Origin of the sequence: Streptantibioticus ferralitis (assembly GCF_029223525.1) — a bacterium.
GTDB classification, from domain to species: Bacteria; Actinomycetota; Actinomycetes; order Streptomycetales; family Streptomycetaceae; genus Streptantibioticus_A; species Streptantibioticus_A ferralitis.
Genome location: NZ_JARHTQ010000013.1, coordinates 124938 through 141179, shown reverse-complemented (window position 1 = coordinate 141179; position 16242 = coordinate 124938). Strand labels below are relative to the sequence as shown.

Sequence of the window (16242 nt, the reverse complement as noted above, 5' to 3'; positions counted from 1 at the left end):
CGGTGTGAAGGCTGGTGAGCTGGTCGACGATCCGAGGGCTTCTTGAGGAAAAACGCCCCGCGGTCGGCCCGGGACTGGTCAACTTTGATGCGGGGGACCGTTTCCACACAGGAAACTCCAAACAAGAACGCCCGTTGGACGACCAAGGCACAAGCGCCAGACCCCCGCACCACAACCCGCTTACCCCAAGGCGGAGAACGCATACAGGAGGCCGCCGGTGAGACGAGGGCGCCCAGGGGCGCTGCCCCGAGGTGGGGGTCCCTCCCACGCACGAAGTGCTGTGGGCGAGGAACGGACCCTGACCAGCGTCGACGGCATACAGACGGACCGTCCCGCGCAGGGTCCGGAGCCGGAATCGCAGACCCGGGAGCGCAACGCCTCCCGCTTGTGGCATGTCACGCTCAGCGTCTCGGGCGACGAGGCGCCGCTGGCGGAGGTCCGGCGGGCGCTGGAGCAGCTTGCCCATGACCACCCGTTCCTGCTCACCAGCCGCTACGCCACCAACCACGCGGAGATCCGCTACTGGGAGGAGGCGCGCGATCTGCACGACGCGGCGGCCATCGCGCTGCGGCTGTGGGGTGAGCACCGCGCCACAGCCAAGCTGCCGCCCTGGGAGATCGTCGGCCTTGAGGTCATCGACCGCGAGACGTACCACCAACGTGTCGCGGAGGGCTACGGCCCACCCCCGGCCACGCCGGTCGGCGTGCACCCCTATTGAGGGTCCGCTCGAATCGGGGTTAGCCGGTGCGTACCAGCACGCGTCTTGCATGGCGGAATCATGGCCGGCATGCCGCCGCGGCTCAGTAGGCTTCCCTCATGACCAGTAGCGCAACCTCGCCCGTACTCGACACCGCCCGCCGTGCGAAGGCGGCCGCCGCCGTGCTCGCGCCGCTGCCGCGGGCCGTGCGCGACGGTGCGCTGCTCGTGATCGCCGACGCGCTGCGCGCCCGTACCGAGGAGATCGTCGCGGCCAACGCCGAGGACATCGCCAAGGCCCGGGTCAACAGGACCAGCGAGGCGATCATCGATCGGCTGACCCTGACCCCCGAGCGGATCGAGGCCATCGCCGCGGATGTGGCCAAGGTGGTGGCGCTGCCGGACCCGGTCGGTGAGGTGGTCCGCGGCTCCACGCTGCCCAACGGTCTGGAACTGCGCCAGGTCCGGGTGCCGCTCGGTGTTGTCGGCATCATCTACGAGGCCCGTCCCAACGTCACCGTGGACGCCGCCGCGCTCTGCCTGAAGTCGGGCAACGCGGTGCTGCTGCGCGGCTCCTCGTCCGCGTACGCCTCGAACACCGCGCTGGTCGCGGTGTTGCGGGACGCGGTGGAGTCGGCCGGGCTGCCCGCCGACGCCGTGCAACTGGTGCCCGGCGAGAGCCGTGAGTCCGTCAAGGAGCTGATGCGAGCCCGCGGCCTGGTGGACGTCCTCATTCCGCGCGGTGGCGCCTCGCTGATCAGGACGGTCGTGGAGGAGTCCACGGTGCCGGTCATCGAGACCGGTGTCGGCAACTGCCATGTGTACGTGGACGAGCACGCCGACCTCGACATGGCCGTGCGGGTCCTGGTCAACGCCAAGGCGTCGCGGCCCAGTGTGTGCAATGCCGCGGAGACGGTACTGGTGCACACGGCCGTCGCCGATGCCTTCCTGCCGCGGGCGCTGGCCGCGCTCGCCGAGGCGGGGGTGACCGTGCACGGCGACCCGAGCTGGCAGCGCGCGTCGGACACCGTCGTTCCGGCGACCGACGAGGACTGGGCGACCGAGTACCTGTCGTACGACATCGCGGCCGCCGTCGTCCCGGACCTGGACGCGGCCGTGGCGCACATCCGGCAGTGGTCCTCGGGGCACACCGAGGCCATCATCACCCGCGACCAGGCCGCGGCCCGCCGCTTCGTCTCCCTGGTGGACTCCACCGCCGTGATGGTGAACGCCTCGACCCGGTTCACCGACGGCAGCCAGTTCGGCTTCGGTGCCGAAATCGGCATCTCCACACAGAAGTTGCACGCCCGCGGGCCGATGGGCCTGCCCGAGCTGACCTCCACGAAGTACGTGGTGACCGGCGACGGCCATATCCGCTGAGACCGCACCTTTCTGGCGCGAAGTGGCGGTCACCACTGCCGAATTCGCCTTCTCCCTGCCCAACGCGACCATCCCGGGCTTACCCTGGACGGGTGCCTGAGGATGTGGGCGGTAAGCCGTTCCCGGACGGTGAGGACCACGGCGGCGCGGACGACGAGTTCGCATCCGTGGTCTTCGACGAGGCCTTCGTGCGGGCGGCGACGCTCCATGAGCCGACCGCGCACGAGCGACTGCTCGCCGCCGCCCAGGCCCTGGCGGAAGCCGACGCAGCGCGGACCAGGATCGGCGGCGCCGAGGACGACGGCCTCGACGACGAGACCCTCCGCCACGACGGCTACCGGCCCGGCCGCTTCGCGGACGACGCCGACCAGGACCACTTCGGCGGTTACGGTCGCCCGCACCGCCACGCCTATCGCAGCCACACCCGCTGGCACCGCACCATCGCATGGGTGCTGGCGTTGGTGATGGGTATCGGGGTGATCGCTTTGACCTTCGTCGCCGTCTACCGTGGCGCCGGGGGCGGCGGTCGGCAGCCCGCGCCCCTGCCCGCGACCGGACGGGTGGACACCGCGCCACCGCAGGTCAGGGTGGCCTCCTCCACCGGGCCCTGAGGCGGCGGGCCCGGGATGCCTGCCGGGCCGATGTCCTGGTGCCCGCGGGGGGACGGCTCCGAGCGGTTTGTGACGCTTGCTCAAAACTTGTCTGGTACCGGGGCGTTCACCTGCGGCATGGCCGACCTACTCTTGTTGTATGGCCGGGCATGCAGACCCTCCGGAGGGGACACCCGAGGGCGTCCCGGGGGGCGGTGACGACGAGTACCGATCCGTCGTGTTCGACGAGTCGTTTGTCCGGGCTGCCCGCATACAGGAGTTCTCGGCGCAGGAACGTATGGGCGGAATGTCCCGTGCGGTGCGGACCCGGCGTCCGCTGGGCCGGGCGGGCGCCGGACGCCAGGCGCTCGTCCTGGTCCTGCTGATCGCGCTCGCCTTCGGTACCGCCATCTACCTGGGCATACGTCACCCGTACCGGCCCACCGCGCCTCCGGATGTCGATCCGCTGCGGATAACCCTGGTTCCGCTGACACCGCAGGGCCCGGTGCCGGTCGCCGCCGCCGGCCGGCTCTTCGCCGCCGATGACGTGGCGCGCTACCAGGTGGGCGCCGAGGGCATCACCCTGCCCCAGATCAGCGCCACCGACCACTTCTCCCAGAGCCAGGTCCTACAGGCCCTGACCACCGCGAAGGAGTACCTGGTCGCCTCCTCGGTCGAACAGGCCGCGCTCACCGGCGGCGATGTACGCGCCGTCCGCGAGCTGCTCAACCCCGGCCAGCTCGACCAGTTCGACCGCAGCCTCGCCCGCCCGGCAGACGACGGACAGTACGCCGCGACCGGTTGGCTGGTCCGCTTCGACCCCGCCCGGATCGCGCTGGCCGACCCGGGCGTGCGGGTGCGCGGCACCATGACCGTGAGCGAGCAGGGCGCCGACGGCCTGCAGATCTTCACCGACCACACCATGGTCTACGCGGTGCGGGCCATCGGCACCGGGCCCGGCCAGGCCTCGCTGTTCACCGTGCGGCGGCAGCTGAAGCTGTACTTCGACCGCGCCGACCTGGGCAACCGCCAGGTCCAGGTGCAGCAGGCAGCGGTCGAGGCCGGGCCGCTCACCTGCGCGGGCGACCCGGCCGGGTACTTCCGACCGCTGCTGGCCGGGCAGAGCGTGAGCTCGGGGGCCGGAGTGGACCCCTACGACCACGGCAAGCCGGTCACCTCGGTCTGCGGGCTGCTCAGGACCGGTCCGAGCCCGAGCCCGAGCCGCCGGTGAACCGGTCGCGGAGCTTGCCGCCGATGTCCCCGGCGCCCGACGCGATGTCGCTGATCAGGCCCATCAGCGGGTCCTTGCTGGACTTCACATGGTCCGCGTAGTGGTTCGCGGACTCCTTGAAGGAGTCGTACACCGAGGTGTCCTTGTCCTCCTCGCGGCGCGGGTAGTTCCCGTCCAGGATCCGCTGGTAGTCGGGGCTGTCCGCCCACTTCTTCAGCTCGGCCGCCCGGACCGTGGTGAAGGGGTGGCTGCGCGGCAGCACGTTGAGGATCTTCAGCACCGAGTCGCGCAGATCGCCGCCGGACTCGTACTCCTCCGCCTGCTTGAGGAACTCGTCCACGTTCATCTCGTGCAGGTGGTTGCCGCCGGCCAGCTTCATCAGTCCGCGCATGGACGCCTGCAGGTCCTGGCCGACCAGCAGCCCCGCCCGGTCCGCCGACAGCTCCGACTTGCGGAACCACTCGCGCAGTGCGGTGACGATCGCCATGATCGCCACGTTGCCCAGCGGGATCCACGCCACCCGAAGTGCCAGATTGGTGAGGAACAGCAGAATCGTGCGGTACACCGCATGGCCGGACAGTGCGTGGCCCACCTCGTGTCCGACGACCGCTCGCATCTCCTCCTCGTCGAGGAGCTCCACCAGACCGGTGGTGACCACGATGATCGGCTCGTCCAGGCCGATGCACATGGCGTTGGGCTGCGGGTCCTGGTTGACGTACATCGGCGGGACCTTCTCCAGGTCCAGGATGTAGCAGGCGTCCCGCAGCATGGTGTGCAGGTGCGGGAACTGCTGCTCGCTGACCCGCACCGAGTCCGACAGGAACAGCAGCCGCAGTGACCGCTCGGGCAGCAGCCCGCTGAGTGCCTTGAACACGGTGTCGAAACCGCTCAGCTTGCGCAGCGCCACCAGCGCCGAGCGGTCCGCGGGATGCTCGTAGGCACGCGACGAGATCCCCGGGAAGCGGGTGCGGTTACGGCTCGGCACCTTGTCGTTCGATTCGTTCGGCACGGTCATTGGGCCTCAATCCCCTGATAGCCAGTTCGTGCTCGTCCCCCTGACACACCCCACGATAGGGCCCGTCTGTGACAGGACTACGCTGAGAAGCATGCAGAACGCCGTGATGTACCACCTCGCCGACGGGGCACCGGTCTCCAGCGAGCTCTTGCCCATCGTCATCGTCGTCGCGGTGCTTGGAGTGGCCTTCCTCGCGTGGTTCCTGCTGCGTGGTTACGGGGACAAGGACTGACGGTCGGTTACTCGGTTCGGTGTTCGGGTACGCGAAGGCGTACGAAGTCAGGACGCGCGGGGGCTGCGTAGGGTTCCTGACGCCCCGCACGTACCATGTGGCACGAGTTTCCGGCCCGGTCCGCCGCCCGGCGACTCACCGCGACTCGACCGCATCCTCGACCGCAAGGGGTCCTGCCGACCATGACCGCAAACCTCCCAGCAGCTCTGACGCAGCTCGCCGAAGGCGGCAACCACGAGAGCCTGAGCCCGTACCTCACCGGCGGCGGCGCGCTGTTCATCCTGCTGCTCCTGCTGTGGATCACCACGCGCTTCAACCGGGACCGCTGATCCGGGTCGGCGCTCCCCGAGGGGCCAAGTAGGGTGTGCTCGCATGGGAGAGCAGGCGGCGTCCGTGCGCCCCTCCGCGACCGCTGACGGAGGGGCTGGGCCAGTGAAGAAACGACTCGGTGTGATGGGCGGGACATTCGATCCCATCCACCACGGTCACCTGGTGGCGGCTAGCGAGGTCGCGAGCCTCTTCCATCTCGACGAGGTCGTGTTCGTGCCGACCGGTCAGCCCTGGCAGAAGGAACACAAGCGCGTCTCCCCGGCGGAAGACCGCTATCTGATGACGGTCATCGCGACCGCGTCGAACCCGCAGTTCTCGGTGAGCCGCATCGACATCGACCGCGGCGGTCGTACCTACACCCTCGACACCCTGCGGGACCTGCGGGCCGAGTACGGCGACGTGGACCTCTTCTTCATCACCGGCGCCGACGCGCTGGCACAGATCTTCTCCTGGCGGGACGCCCAGGAACTCTTCTCGATGGCACACTTCATCGGCGTGACCAGGCCCGGGCACACCCTGTCCGACCCGGGCATCCCCAACGGGGGCGTGTCACTGGTCGAGGTACCCGCTCTGGCGATCTCGTCGACCGAGATCAGAGACCGCGTGGCGCAGGGCGAACCGGTCTGGTATCTGGTGCCCGACGGTGTGGTGCGCTACATCAACAAGCGGAATCTGTACCGGGACGTCGGGTAGCGAATGCCCGCGGAACTCGTCTACTGATCTGGAGGGCACCACCCGTGAGCGGCGACCAGGAGCACTACGGCCAGGACCCGTACGCGGGTGGATACCGGCAGCAGGGGCAGCAGGGCTACGACCCGTACCCGCAGGCCCCGCAGCAGCAGGCCCCGCAGCAGGAATACGACCCGGCGTACTACCAGGGCCAGCAGCAGTACGCCCCGTACCCGGATCCGCAGTACCCGCAGCAGGGGTACGTCCAGCAGCCGTACCCCCCGGACTACCAGCAGCCGGGCGGCTACCAGGGCCACGAGGGCTACCAGACCTACCAGCAGCCGGGCTATCAGGACCCGGCGGCGTACCCCCAGCCGTCCTATGACGAACAGCGGTACCAGGTTCCGCAGCCGCGCCAACAGGAGCCGCCGCCCGCGGCGGAGCGGCAGTCCCCGCCGACCGTGCCGCCGCGCCGCGACGAGGAGGCGCCCCGCGAGTTCCAGACCGAGCAGTTCGCCTTCGTCGAGGACGAGGACGAGCAGGCCGAGGACGTCATCGACTGGCTGGCGTTCTCCGAGTCCCGCACCGAGCGCCGCGATGAACGCAAGCGGCGCGGCCGCACCCGGGTCGTGGCCCTGGTCGTGCTGCTGGTGCTGGCTCTCGTCGGCGGTGTCGGCTACCTCTGGCAGGCCGGAAAGCTGCCGGGGTTCGGCAAGGGCGGCGCCGCGGCGCAGGCGACCGGCGCCCAGAAGCGTGATGTCATCGTGGTGCATCTACGCCAGGTCGACAGCAACGACAGCTCCACCGCGCTCCTGGTGGGCAACGAGACCACCGGCAAGGGCACCACCGTCCTGCTCCCCAACTCCCTTTCCGTGAACGCCGATGGCGGCACCACGACGCTCGGCAAGTCGGTCGTGGACCAGGGCGCCGGCCCCACCCGCGACGCCCTCAACGCCTTGCTGGGCGCGAACATCCAGGGCACCTGGCGGCTGGACACGCCCTATCTGGAGATCCTGGTCGATGCGGTGGGCGGCATCACCGTCGACACCGACACCGCGGTCACCTCCGGCGGCAAGACCCTGGTGAACGCGGGCCGGCAGCAGGAGCTGAACGGGCAGGCGGCGGTGGCGTACGCCGGCTACCGCGGCCCCGGTGAGCCGCAGAACAAGCAGCTGACGCGGTTCGGGCAGGTCATGCAGGGGGTGCTGATGAAGCTGCCGAGCGACGGCGCCACCGCCACCAAGATCGTCGACAGCCTGGGCGCCATCCCCGACCCGTCACTGAGCGACGCCCAGCTCGGCGCCACCTTGGCGCACCTCGCCGACCAGGAGAAGTCCGGCCACTACGCGACCGCCATGCTGCCCGTCCAGCCCGACGGCACCCTCAGCGAGCAGGCCACCAACAGCGTGGTCAAGGACGTCCTCGGCGGCACCGTGAAGAACACCAACCCCAGCGGCATCCCGCGGGTCGCGGTGCGCGACGCCACCGGCGGCAAGAAGGCGGCGGCCGCCGCCCAGGTCGCGGTGGTCAACTCCGGCTACACCTATGTGGACGGCGGGTCCGCTACGCCGCAGACCAGGTCGCAGGTGCTCTACAGCTCCGACAACCAGGCAAAGACCGCCAAGGAGCTGGCCAAGACCCTGGGACTGCCGGACAGCGCCGTCACCAAGGGGCAGGGCGCCAACAACGCGGACGTCACGGTGGTGCTGGGCGGCGACTACAAGGGGTGACCCAACAAGCGAGCCGAAAACTCGCGAGTGGGCACTGCGCCCCGGAGGGTGTCGGTTGAGGGTGGTGGTGGGCGACGGGTGTGGGCGCTGCGCCCCGAGGGGGCTCCGTTGAGGGTGGGGGTGGGCGACGGGAGGGCATGTCACCGCGGCATGAGACCCTGGAGGCGTACCCGTTCCCGATCGGAAAGCTTGGCTTGTGACCGCCACGGACCGCTCCATCGAGCTGATCACCGCCGCCGCCCAGGCGGCAGCCGACAAGCTCGCGCACGACATCATCGCCTACGACGTCAGCGACGTGCTGGCCATCACGGACGCGTTCCTGCTCGCCTCCGCTCCCAACGACCGCCAGGTCAAGTCGATCGTCGACGAGGTCGAGGAGCGGTTGCACAAGGAGCTGGGCGCCAAGCCGGTGCGCCGCGAGGGCGAGCGTGACGGCCGCTGGGTACTGCTTGACTACGTCGACATCGTGGTGCACGTCCAGCACTCCGAGGAGCGGGTCTTCTACGCGTTGGAGCGGCTGTGGAAGGACTGCCCGGAGATCGAGCTGCCCAAGGACGCCGTGGCGACCCGCGGTAAGGCCGCGGAGTACGCGAAGCAGCGGGCCGCCGAGGTGGACGGAGAGCTGAGCTGAGCGCCCAGGACCAGCCGCCGGTGACCGGCGGGGCACAGCAGGGTACGGCCGAGCGGGAGCCCGGCCGTAAGAACGGCCGCGGGCGTCGCGTCGTCCTGTGGCGGCACGGCCAGACCGCGTGGAACCTGGAGCGCCGCTTCCAGGGCTCCACGGACATCCCGCTGACCGAGACCGGCGTCGCCCAGGCGCGCCGGGCGGCCCGGCTGCTCGCCGCCCTCAAGCCGGATGTGGTGATCTCCTCCGACCTGCGGCGGGCCACGGCCACCGCCGCCGAGCTGACCGCCGTCACCGGTCTTCAGCCGACGTTCTACGAGGCGCTGCGGGAGACCTACGCGGGCGCCTGGCAGGGCCTGACCAGCACCGAGATCAGGGAGCGGTACGGCGAGCAGTACCTGGCCTGGAAGCGCGGGGAGCCGGTGCGGCGCGGTGGCGGCGAGCTGGAGACCGAAGTGGCCGATCGGGCGGCGCCGGTGGTGCTGCGCGAGGTGGAGAAGCTGCCCGAGGACGGCACGCTGCTCGTGGTGAGCCACGGAGGTGCGATCCGGGTCACCATCGGCCGCCTCCTCGGCCTGGAACCGGCGCACTGGGAGTCGCTCGGCGGTCTGTCCAACTGCTGCTGGTCGGTGCTCGGCCAGGGCGCGCGTGGTTGGCGGCTGCTGGAGCACAACGCGGGCACCCTGCCGCAGCCGGTCCTCGGCGACGACGTCTGACCGGCGCTGACCGCCGATTTCGCGAATCAGCAGGTCACCGGCTAAGCTTCTACTCGTTCCCGGCAAGGAGACAAGCTGAGAACAGCGGGGCTATAGCTCAGTTGGTAGAGCGCTTGCATGGCATGCAAGAGGTCAGGAGTTCAATTCTCCTTAGCTCCACAGCAACGGGTCATCCAATGGATGGCCCGTTTTGTCATGCGGTCTTGTTGAGGCCGCGCCCCCGTCGCTCTTCGGGCCGGAGGCCCCGCCGGACCGGCGCTACCCCTCCCGGGCCTTCTCGCGTTCCGCCAGGATGCGGGAGACCGGGCGGCCGCGTACCGGGCAGCCGATCACCGGGTCGTCCAGGGTGCGGAGTTGCTCAAGGCGGGTGTGGGTGTCCTCGTCCTCCGGGTTGTAGACGACGATGCGGTGTTCCGGCATGCCGTCGATCGCCAACGAGGTTGACACCAGGCGCAGTTCGCCCACCCCCGGATAGTCGATGATCTTGACTCGCCGCCCGGTGGCGCCACGTCGCACGGCGCGGGGGCACTCCACTGATCTCGGCGCGGGTGTTCCGGGCTCCCGGGATACGCACCGCTGTGGTGCAGATCGGTCTGGTCATGGCCCTCAACGCCGGGCTGATGTTCTCCTTCGCGCTGCATCTGCAGTCCGGCCTCGGCCGCGACGCGCTGCACGCCGGGTTGTTGTTCGCGCCCGCCGCGCTCGCCCTCGGCGCGGTCGGTCTCAACTGGCGGCGGATGACGGAGCGTTGGCACGCCGCACTGGTGCCGTCCGGCTTCGTCATCGCGGGCTCGGCCTGCGTACTGTGCGGGCTGCTGCTACGGGACGGCGGCAGCGGCGGTGCGTGGCTCTACGCGGCCATGGCGGCCGCCGGGCTGGGCGTGGGGTTCGCGTACAGCCCGAACCTCACCCGGGCGCTGGGGAGCGTGCCGGCGCAGGACGCCGCCGACGCCAGCGGGCTGCTGGTGACCGTCACCCAGCTCGGCCAGTTGGTCGGCATCGCCACGTTGGGCACGCTGTACCTCAACCGGGTTTCTTACTACGCCCGTTCCGGATCGGCCGGAGCACATGCTTCCGCGCTGGGCGTGTGGGTGACGGCGGTGGCGCTGGCCGGTACCGCGCTGCTGGGGGCGCTGGCCGGGGCGTCACACAGACGCTGATCAGCGGTCGGCGTACGCCTGGTCGCTCCGCCGTCCGCGGGACTGGGCTGGAATGACCGCACGAGGGTGGTCGCGCGGTGTGCGCAGGGCCCGTACCGCCTGCGTTCCGGCGACCGCCAGGAACGCCAGGCCGGCCAGCGGATAGACGGCGGAGAGCAGCATCTCCCCGGCGTTCTGGTGCAGTTCGAAGCGGCGGCCGGGAGTGTGCGGCACCGCCCACAGCAGGAAGGAGCAGAACAGCAGCCCGGTCAGGGCGGCTCCGATGCGCCACAGCGGATCGCGGCGCCGCAGGGCCTCCGAGGCGAGCAGCAGCACCATCGGCACGCACCACACCCAGTGATGCGACCAGGACACCGGGCTGACCAGCAGCGCTGTGACCGCGCAGGCGCAGGCCGCCCAGGCGGCCCCCGACGGCAGCCGGTCGCCGGCCAGCGCGGCCGCCACCGCGACCGCCAGCCCGAGAACCCCGATCACCGCCGCCGTGACCAGCCATGACGCGCTGGGATCCGGCGTGTGCAGTGCGCGGGCGAGCACGCCGCGTACGGACTGGTTGGCGGTCTCCTCGGTATGGCCGACCCGGCTGGCCTCGAAGACCATCCGGGTCCAGAAGTTGTGCGAGTCGCGCGGCAGCGCCACCGCCGCCACGCTCACCGTCGCCGCGAAGGCGGCGACCGCCACCGCGGCCCGGCGCAGCGACGGATTCCACACCCCGCGGCCGGTACGCAGCCGGCGCCAGCCCTGGGCGGCGCCGACGAGCGCGAGGAAGGCGGCGAACAGCGCCGGGGTCAGTTTGATCCCGGCTGCCACGCCGATGCCGACCCCGGCCCAGCGGTGGCCCGCGCGCCGGGTCAGATCCCACAGCACCAGCACCGCGAGCAGGAGGTTGATCTGCCCGTACCGCAGCGTCGTCCACACCGGTTCGCACCACACGGCCACGGCGGCCACGGCGAAGGTCGTCGCGGCACGCGGCACGCGCTGCGGCCGGCCGACCAACCGCAGCGACAGATGCACAACGACCAGCAGCAGTCCGAGGTTGGCCGCCGTGGCCAGGGTCCGCATCGCCGGGACGCCGAGCCACGTCAGGGGCGCGAAGAGCATCGCGGCGAACGGCGGGTAGGTGGTCGGCAGATTGGCCTCGGTGGCCACCATCGTGTACAGGTCGCGGCCGGTGCGCACGGTCCAGCCCTCGGCCCGGTACACCATGAGGTCGATCATCGAGACATGCGCGGCGCGCTGCGCGATCCAGAAGCCGGTGAACGACACCAGGCAGGCCAGGGCGGCGATCATGGTCGGGCGGCGCGCTGTGAACGCCCTCAGCGCGACGGTGCGCGGGTCCGAGGTCGGCTGCGTCGCGGTCACGGTGAGTGGCTCCTGGGGTCCGGGGCGTGGCTCGGCCGGTCCTGTGGTCCGGGTCTTGGGCCGGGCGGCACGGAAGGCCGACAGTACCTTTTGGAGGGGGCGGACAGCAGAGGGCGGTCGCCGGATCGATTTGGCGAAAGGTCCCCCACACCGTGTAATGTTTACCGAGTCGCCGGGAGTTCCCGGCAGAGCGGCAAGACCTGGGGCTATAGCTCAGTTGGTAGAGCGCTTGCATGGCATGCAAGAGGTCAGGGGTTCAATTCCCCTTAGCTCCACAGGAGATGGAATCGAACGGGCCACCCGCAAGGGTGGCCCGTTCGCGTTGGAATCACGCCGTTCGTGTGACTGCGGTCACTGCTCTTCCAGGCGCGGCGCCAGGGCCGGGCAGCGCCGCACCGCCCGTCAGGTGCCCGGGTAGCGGTCCGTCGACGAGCACCGGAAGCCGTCCGGGTCCAGCCGCACGGCTTCCGGCGGTACGTCGGCGCACAGGCCGTGCCCCTCGCACAGCGTCCAGTCCACCGCGAGCCGCCGTCCGGGAGCCTGGTGCGGCGGCGGGCAGCAGGACCGCCGTGGGGCGTCCACAGCCCCCGCCGAGCACATGTGACGCCAGGTCGTCGGTGAAGGCGGCCAGCGCGGACAGCACGAAACGAGACGAGCCGTCCGGAGGTTTGCACGCACCGCGCCCACTGACTGCCCGTGCCGCCTGCCGTACCCCCTCAAGCGCCCCCGGCCCGCCGCCGTCCAGCAGGTCCGCCAGCGCATCGGCGAGCCCGGGCAGCCCATCGCGGCAAGGACCGCACTGGCCCGCGGACTGCCCGGCCAGCCAGCGCGCCACCCGCAGCGTCTCGCTCAGCGGGCACGGACCGGGCGCCAGCGGTGCGCCGTCCAGCACCAGGTGCGGGGCCCGGGTGAGCGGCACGGTGTCCTTGGCGCAGGCGGGCTCGCCCTCGCGGCCGTTGACCACCACCGCGGTCCGGGAGGCCCTGGCCCGGGCGGCGTCGCTCACGGTGCGCAGCTTGCGGGCGATTGGGAAGGCGGCGCCACCGCGCCCCCGTAGGTCGATCGCCTGGCCGGCGCCCCCAGCGCGGAGGGGGTGAGCGGCGGTAGCGAGCCGTGGACGGACAGGTGCGCCGCCCGATCCAGCCGCGGCGCGAGGTGCGGACCGGCGGTCGGCCGCGGTGCGCCGACGGCCGACACGCCGGGCAGGGGCGCGGCGCGGGCGAGTGTGGGGGACAGGTCGGTCAGCGTGGATTGCCCATCGGCTGATCGATCTGCCGACGGCCCGGCGCGGCGGCGGCGGAGGCCATGGACGGCGACCGGTCCGCCGCCGGGGCGCTGCGCTGCGCTTTGCGCCCCCCTGCGCGGTGCGGCCTGCGCCGCCCGCCGAAGCGCGCCCGGTCCGGAGTCCCGCTCCGGGCGGCCCGTACGACGAGCGCCGCGCCCACGGCCACCAGGCAGACCGCGTAGCAGGCGACCACCCAACCCGCTGCCGTGCGGCCCGACTTCAGACCGTGCACCACGGCGGTGAACCACGCCGGATACGCGCAAGCGTGCAGTACTCGCCAGCGAACCGGCCGGCCGCGCGCGGCGAACGCCCCACGCAGCACACCCGTGGCGGTCGCCAGCAGCAGAAGGTATGCGGAGAGCGTGCCCAGTCCGATGAGCAGCGCCCGTCCGCCCACCCCGGACGGAATGAGTCCTTCCATAAGCGTGGTGTGCCGCTCGGCGACCTTGACGGCGATGTGCAGCGCGAGGAAACCCAGCGACGCGACCGTGGCCGCGCGGTGCACGGCCTGTGCCAACAGCCGCTGACGCGGGCCGAGCGCGCGGGTACTCGTGCTGACCAGGCCCCACACCACGGTCGCGGTCAGTGACAGCAGTGCGCCGACCCCCGCGTAGGTGTCGAGCAGGGAGCGCGCGCCGGTGTGGGGGTGCAGGGGGAGCGCGAGCAACAGGGTGGCCGCCGCGGTGGCGAGCGCGCCCGCGCACACGATGGGTACGTACCGCTTGGGTAAACCGGTGGGTCCGGTCGAGCCGGGGCGCGCGGGCGGCCGTCGGCGGGCGCCCGGGCGGTGTCGATGCGTAGGCATGGTGAATGTCTAGGCTGATTCGTCCGGACCGGTGGGGAGTTGCGGTAAACGCGGTCGAGCGTCGCGTCGCGCTGCTAGCGTCGGTTCATTGGTCTTGCGGACGGCAGTCCCAGCCGGGAACCTGTCAACTGCCGTACGGAACCGCCTCTTCCGCTTCCCTGCGCCAACTGCCCGTCAAGGGCCACTCCAACTTCCCGGTCATTACGTCCACTTGACCATTTCTTGACGTAACCATTCCCCTGACGTGAACAGATCAGCGCCAGAGTTTGGCCTTACGGCATGCACCTCACCGCTATTCGGTGAACGCGCTCCGGGTCGCGCGAGCGTGCCGTGACCATTCGTGTCTCTTTGGGGGTTTCATGAAGCTTGTTCGTCACAGAACGCGCGCCGGGCTGGCGGTGGCAGCCACGCTGCCGCTGGTGGCCGGCGCTTTGGCGATGGGTGTACCCACGGCCCAAGCCGACTCGAACAACCGGCAGGTGCTGACCAACACCAAGCCCCTGTGGGCGACCGCACGGGCCGACCACGGCACCGCCGCCGGTTCGACCACGGTGAACGCTCGCGTCTACCTCGCGGGTAAGGACGCCAAGGGCCTCGCGGACTACGCGCGGGCGGTCTCCGACCCCACGTCGGCCAGCTACGGCAAGTACCTGACCGCCAAGCAGGTGCAGGAGCGTTTCGGCTCGACCAAGCAGCAGATAGCCGAGGTCACCGCCTGGCTGAAGAACTCCGGCCTCACGGTGACCGGTTCCAACCAGCACTACATATCGGTGAGCGGCGGCAAGTCCGCCGTCGAGAAGGCCTTCAACACGGAGCTGCGCAACTACTCCAAGGACGGCCAGATCTACCACGCCCCCGCGCAGGCCGCCTCCGTGCCGGCCTCGCTCGACGGCGCGGTGCTCACCATCACCGGCCTGGACAACGCCCCCAAGCAGTCCAAGCACGACGACCTGCCCCCGCCGGAGGCCGTCGCCCGCCAGGCCGGGCCGTTCTCCTCGTACTACGGCTCGAACGTCGCCAAGGGCCTGCCCAAGGCGTACGGCGGTTCCGCGCCCTACGTCATCAAGGGCTACACCGGTAAGCAACTGCGTGCCGCCTACGGTGCCAAGGGCTACACGGGCAAGGGTGTGACCGTCGCCATCACCGACGCGTACGCCTCCCCGTACATCGCCAAGGACGCCGCGGAGTACGCCAAGCGCAACGGTGACGCGGCCTACCGGACCGGCCAGTTCAGCCAGGTACTGCCGACCGCCTACAACAGCATCGACACCTGCAAGGCAGCCGGCTGGTACGGCGAGGAGACGCTGGACGTCGAAGCGGTGCACGCGGTCGCCCCGGCCGCCGACATCGTCTACGCCGGCGCGGCCTCCTGCAACGACGCCGACCTGCTCGACAGCCTCAACAAGGTCGTCGACAACCGCCTCGCCGACATCGTCTCCAACTCCTGGGGCGATGTGGAGGCCAACGAGACCCCGGACGTGGCCGCGGCCTACGACCAGGTCTTCCAGCAGGGCGCCGTTGAGGGCATCGGCTTCTACTTCTCCTCCGGTGACAACGGTGACGAGGTCGCCAACACCGGTACGAAGCAGGTCGACACCCCGGCCAACTCCGCCTGGGCCACCGCGGTCGGCGGCACCTCGCTGGCCATGGGCAAGGGCGACAAGTACCAGTGGGAGACCGGCTGGGGCACCACCAAGTCGCTGCTCTCCGCGGACGGCAAGAACTGGGCCGCGCTCCCCGGCAACTACCTCTACGGGGCCGGCGGCGGTACCAGCAAGCTCACCCCGCAGCCGTTCTACCAGCGCGGTGTCGTGCCGGACACGCTGAGCAAGCAGAACGGCGCCACCCCGCAGCGCGTGGTTCCGGACATCTCGGCGGTCGCCGACCCGTCCACCGGCTTCCTGGTCGGCCAGTCGCAGACCTTCCCCGACGGTTCGGTCAAGTACAGCGAGTACCGCATCGGCGGCACCTCGCTGGCCGCGCCGGTGATCTCCGCGATCCAGGCGCTCGCCCAGCAGGCCCGCGGCGGCGTGCCGATCGGCTTCGCCAACCCGGGCATCTACGACCGGTTCGGCACCTCGGCGTACCACGACGTGACCGACCACCCGCTCGGCCAGGGCCAGTCCATCGCCGATGTGCGCGTCGACTTCAAGAACGGCTTCGACGCCAAGGGCGGCTTCATCACCTCGCTGCGCACCCTGGGCCACGACAGCTCGCTGAACGCGACGTCCGGCTACGACAACGTCACCGGTGTCGGCAGCCCCGCTGACGGCTACGTGGACTCCTACCGTCCGCACGGCCACTGATCGGCACCACGCAACCGCAGAGCGTAGGGGCCCGCACCGGTACACCGGTGCGGGCCCTTCCCGCACTGGGGTACCCTGAGCCCATGCGTGCCGTACGCCTTCTGCTTAGCCAG

At 70.7% G+C, this 16242-nt stretch carries 16 protein-coding genes, 2 tRNA genes and 2 pseudogenes; 14 read left to right on the top strand and 6 right to left on the bottom strand.

Annotated elements, in window-relative coordinates; all coding sequences use genetic code 11:
• Nucleotides 1–217: 217 nt before the first annotated feature.
• The 4 genes from P2L57_RS21060 (at nt 218) to P2L57_RS21045 (ending at nt 3897) form a co-directional block, all read left to right on the top strand.
• Nucleotides 218–718: a DUF8830 family protein gene (locus P2L57_RS21060; protein ID WP_275816796.1), complete on the top strand. Its 501-nt coding sequence runs from the start codon at nt 218–220 to the stop codon at nt 716–718.
• A 98-nt stretch (nt 719–816) separates the two neighbouring features.
• A complete protein-coding gene (locus tag P2L57_RS21055) occupies nt 817–2076 on the top strand; it encodes a glutamate-5-semialdehyde dehydrogenase (RefSeq protein ID WP_275816794.1) in 1260 nt (419 codons plus the stop codon).
• A gap of 92 nt (nt 2077–2168) precedes the next feature.
• A complete protein-coding gene (locus tag P2L57_RS21050; RefSeq protein ID WP_275816792.1) occupies nt 2169–2687 on the top strand; it encodes an SCO2584 family spore wall biosynthesis protein in 519 nt (172 codons plus the stop codon).
• 139 nt (nt 2688–2826) lie between these two features.
• Nucleotides 2827–3897 carry an SCO2583 family membrane protein gene (locus tag P2L57_RS21045; RefSeq protein WP_275816790.1) on the top strand — a complete coding sequence of 357 codons (1071 nt, stop codon included), beginning with the start codon at nt 2827–2829 and terminating at the stop codon, nt 3895–3897.
• On the opposite strand, the gene P2L57_RS21040 is transcribed toward P2L57_RS21045, so the two are convergent.
• Nucleotides 3860–4912, bottom strand: a complete 1053-nt coding sequence (locus P2L57_RS21040; protein ID WP_275816788.1) for a M48 family metallopeptidase — start codon at nt 4910–4912, stop codon at nt 3860–3862. The genes P2L57_RS21045 and P2L57_RS21040 overlap by 38 nt on opposite strands.
• A gap of 91 nt (nt 4913–5003) precedes the next feature.
• On the opposite strand from P2L57_RS21040, the gene P2L57_RS21035 reads away from it, so the two are divergent.
• The 7 genes from P2L57_RS21035 to P2L57_RS21005 all read left to right on the top strand — a co-directional run bounded on the left by P2L57_RS21035 (nt 5004) and on the right by P2L57_RS21005 (nt 9373).
• A complete protein-coding gene (locus tag P2L57_RS21035) occupies nt 5004–5144 on the top strand; it encodes a hypothetical protein (protein WP_275816893.1) in 141 nt (46 codons plus the stop codon).
• 182 nt (nt 5145–5326) lie between these two features.
• Entirely contained in the window at nt 5327–5473 is a 147-nt protein-coding gene (locus tag P2L57_RS21030) for a hypothetical protein (protein WP_275816786.1), read from the top strand.
• A 43-nt stretch (nt 5474–5516) separates the two neighbouring features.
• Nucleotides 5517–6167 carry a nicotinate-nucleotide adenylyltransferase gene (gene nadD, locus P2L57_RS21025; RefSeq protein WP_372515820.1) on the top strand — a complete coding sequence of 217 codons (651 nt, stop codon included), beginning with the start codon at nt 5517–5519 and terminating at the stop codon, nt 6165–6167.
• Nucleotides 6168–6211: 44 nt separating this feature from the next.
• Nucleotides 6212–7873, top strand: a complete 1662-nt coding sequence (locus P2L57_RS21020; RefSeq protein WP_308292497.1) for an LCP family protein — start codon at nt 6212–6214, stop codon at nt 7871–7873.
• 196 nt (nt 7874–8069) lie between these two features.
• Complete coding sequence (rsfS, locus tag P2L57_RS21015; RefSeq protein ID WP_275816784.1) at nt 8070–8504, top strand: ribosome silencing factor; 435 nt, start codon at nt 8070–8072, stop codon at nt 8502–8504.
• Nucleotides 8505–8524: 20 nt separating this feature from the next.
• Nucleotides 8525–9214 (top strand): histidine phosphatase family protein, encoded by a 690-nt coding sequence (locus tag P2L57_RS21010; protein WP_275816782.1) that lies wholly within the window; start codon nt 8525–8527, stop codon nt 9212–9214.
• 86 nt (nt 9215–9300) lie between these two features.
• A tRNA-Ala gene (locus P2L57_RS21005) sits at nt 9301–9373 on the top strand.
• Nucleotides 9374–9472: 99 nt separating this feature from the next.
• On the opposite strand, the gene P2L57_RS21000 is transcribed toward P2L57_RS21005, so the two are convergent.
• Complete coding sequence (locus P2L57_RS21000) at nt 9473–9730, bottom strand: MmyB family transcriptional regulator (RefSeq protein WP_275816780.1); 258 nt, start codon at nt 9728–9730, stop codon at nt 9473–9475.
• A gap of 17 nt (nt 9731–9747) precedes the next feature.
• On the opposite strand from P2L57_RS21000, the gene P2L57_RS20995 reads away from it, so the two are divergent.
• The gene (locus tag P2L57_RS20995) at nt 9748–10374 is read left to right on the top strand and encodes an MFS transporter (protein ID WP_303656521.1); all 627 of its coding nucleotides are present in this window, start codon (nt 9748–9750) and stop codon (nt 10372–10374) included.
• On the opposite strand, the gene P2L57_RS20990 is transcribed toward P2L57_RS20995, so the two are convergent.
• Nucleotides 10375–11733: a glycosyltransferase 87 family protein gene (locus tag P2L57_RS20990; RefSeq protein ID WP_372515818.1), complete on the bottom strand. Its 1359-nt coding sequence runs from the start codon at nt 11731–11733 to the stop codon at nt 10375–10377.
• 202 nt (nt 11734–11935) lie between these two features.
• Between P2L57_RS20990 and P2L57_RS20985 the strand changes: the two genes are divergently transcribed.
• A tRNA-Ala gene (locus P2L57_RS20985) sits at nt 11936–12008 on the top strand.
• A 76-nt stretch (nt 12009–12084) separates the two neighbouring features.
• On the opposite strand, the pseudogene P2L57_RS41145 reads toward P2L57_RS20985, so the two are convergent.
• The 3 genes and pseudogenes from P2L57_RS41145 to P2L57_RS20975 all read right to left on the bottom strand — a co-directional run.
• Nucleotides 12085–12610 (bottom strand): annotated as a pseudogene (locus tag P2L57_RS41145) (NADH-ubiquinone oxidoreductase-F iron-sulfur binding region domain-containing protein); the annotation flags it as partial.
• A 54-nt stretch (nt 12611–12664) separates the two neighbouring features.
• Nucleotides 12665–12739, bottom strand: a pseudogene (locus P2L57_RS41140) (hypothetical protein); the annotation flags it as partial.
• Nucleotides 12740–12974: 235 nt separating this feature from the next.
• Entirely contained in the window at nt 12975–13823 is an 849-nt protein-coding gene (locus P2L57_RS20975) for a ferric reductase-like transmembrane domain-containing protein (protein WP_275816778.1), read from the bottom strand.
• A 359-nt stretch (nt 13824–14182) separates the two neighbouring features.
• Between P2L57_RS20975 and P2L57_RS20970 the strand changes: the two genes are divergently transcribed.
• Nucleotides 14183–16129 (top strand): S53 family peptidase, encoded by a 1947-nt coding sequence (locus P2L57_RS20970; RefSeq protein ID WP_275816776.1) that lies wholly within the window; start codon nt 14183–14185, stop codon nt 16127–16129.
• Nucleotides 16130–16242: the final 113 nt, after the last annotated feature.